Below are 1,866 nucleotides of genomic sequence, written 5' to 3'. Positions count from 1 at the left end.
AACGCAGGTGTTTATCAATATACTCGATTAACAGAAGTTTTAATGTTTTCCTAAACTATAGGTATTACGTCTATGACTCAGGCGACCTGCTTGAAGAGGTAATAGTAGATAACGTCGAGAAGGCGATAGAGGAAAATACTGAGGTTAATTACGCCTTCTGCGAAAGAACCGAGGCCGAACACTGGTTCTACTGTGAGAACAATCATTGATTGCAGGGATGTAATAAGAGAAGGAAACAACTGATATATTGACAGCACTCACCTACGACATCGAGGACATGCCCTCCCTCAAGAAGACATTGGGCAAGTGGAAGATCCATAAGATTGGGTATCACACCTAAAGAGTTGATCTTCCCCTGCGTTGGTATCCGCCAATGCTGGATAAGATCAAGTAGCCTCAGCGCCTTGTCCAATCAGGGTGGCTTCAAAAGTACGCCATGACTGTGCGTTGGCCAGAAGCCGGAGAATATAAACAATGAAGAAGAGAGTCATCGGGGGTGTTGCATTACTGCTTGTTAGTAGCCTGTTAGTGCATCTATGGCCAAGACAACCTCCCGATGACGTCTTGGACAGGATGCAGGGGATACTTGGTAAGCTTGAGGAGATGTATGAAGGTGAGACGATTTTTATATGGCCATATACAGCGGAACCCGATGGCCTAGATAGTGAAAGGGTTAAATGGATTCGGAGAGAAATGCGAGAGACAGGGTTTAGCCGGGTGTCCTTAAGCTGTTCAGAGCATGGCTGTTCATCATCCTATTTTATTGCTAAAGGCTTAGATATTTTTCGTTATCCTATGTACTATAGATATGATTCTGTCGACATACTCGAAGAAATAATAGTATATAACGTTGAGAAGGCCATAGAAGAAAGCATTGAGAAGGCAAAAGAAGAGAACATTTCGGTTCTTTACGCCTTCTGCGAGAGAACCGAAGTCGAACACTGGTTCTACTGTGAGAACAATCATTGATTGTAGGAATGTAACAAGACAAGGAAACAACTGATATATTGACAGCGCTCACCTATGACATCGAGGACATGCCCTCCCCTCAAGAAGACATTGGGCAAGTGGAAGATCCATAAGATTAGGTATCACACCCAAATAGTTGATCTTACCCAGCATTGGTATCCAGCAATGCTGGGTAAGATCAAGTAGCCTCAGCGCCTTGTCCAACCAGGGTGGCTTCAAAAGTACGTCACGACTGTGAATTAGCCAGAAGCCGGAGAATATAAACAATGAAAAAGAGAGTCATCGGGGGTGTCGTACTTATGCTTGCAGGTAGCTTGTTGTTCTATCTATGGCCAAGACAACCTCCCGATGACGTCTTGGATAGGATGGGTGAGATACTGGGTAAGCTTGAAGAGATGTATGAAGGTGAATATATACACATCATTCCGTTTTTCACCAAGCCCGATGATCTTGATGGTGAAAAGGTGCAGTGGATTCGTAGTAGAATGCGGGAAGCAGGGCTTGATCGGGTATCATTAAGTTGCTATAAGAATAGTTGCTTGTCAGTCTACTATATTGGCAACGGGTTTTTTAATTTTGGGAACTCTATGTATTACAAATATGATTCTGACGACCTGTTTGAAGAAATAATAGTGGATAGCGTGGAGAAGGCGATAGAGGAAAATACTGAGGTTAATTATGCCTTCTGCGAAAGAACCGAGGCCGAACACTGGTTCTACTGTGAGAACAATCATTGATTGCAGGGATGTAACAAGACAAGGAAACAACTGATATATTGACAGCACTCACCTACGACATCGAGGACATGCTCTCGCTCAAGAAGGTATTGAGCAAGTGGAAGATCCATAAGATCAGGTATCACACCCAAATAGCTGATCTTACCCAGCTTTGGTGTCC

The 1,866-nt window shown here is 43.6% G+C and carries 3 protein-coding genes; all 3 read left to right on the top strand.

What is annotated here, in order from left to right; genetic code table 11:
- On the top strand, positions 1-209 hold a 209-nt coding region (locus tag C9F12_RS22845), incomplete at its 5' end, for a hypothetical protein (RefSeq protein WP_205254755.1).
- Positions 210-474: 265 nt separating this feature from the next.
- Complete coding sequence (locus C9F12_RS22700) at positions 475-969, top strand: hypothetical protein (RefSeq protein ID WP_162816558.1); 495 nt, start codon at positions 475-477, stop codon at positions 967-969.
- A gap of 266 nt (positions 970-1,235) precedes the next feature.
- Positions 1,236-1,706, top strand: a complete 471-nt coding sequence (locus tag C9F12_RS22145) for a hypothetical protein (protein ID WP_108450234.1) — start codon at positions 1,236-1,238, stop codon at positions 1,704-1,706.
- Positions 1,707-1,866: the final 160 nt, after the last annotated feature.

Source organism: Halomonas sp. BN3-1 (genome assembly GCF_003056325.1).
In the GTDB taxonomy this organism is placed as follows: Bacteria; Pseudomonadota; Gammaproteobacteria; order Pseudomonadales; family Halomonadaceae; genus Halomonas; species Halomonas litopenaei.
Note: the sequence above shows the minus strand (reverse complement) of the source record. Positions and strands in the feature narration are given on the sequence as shown.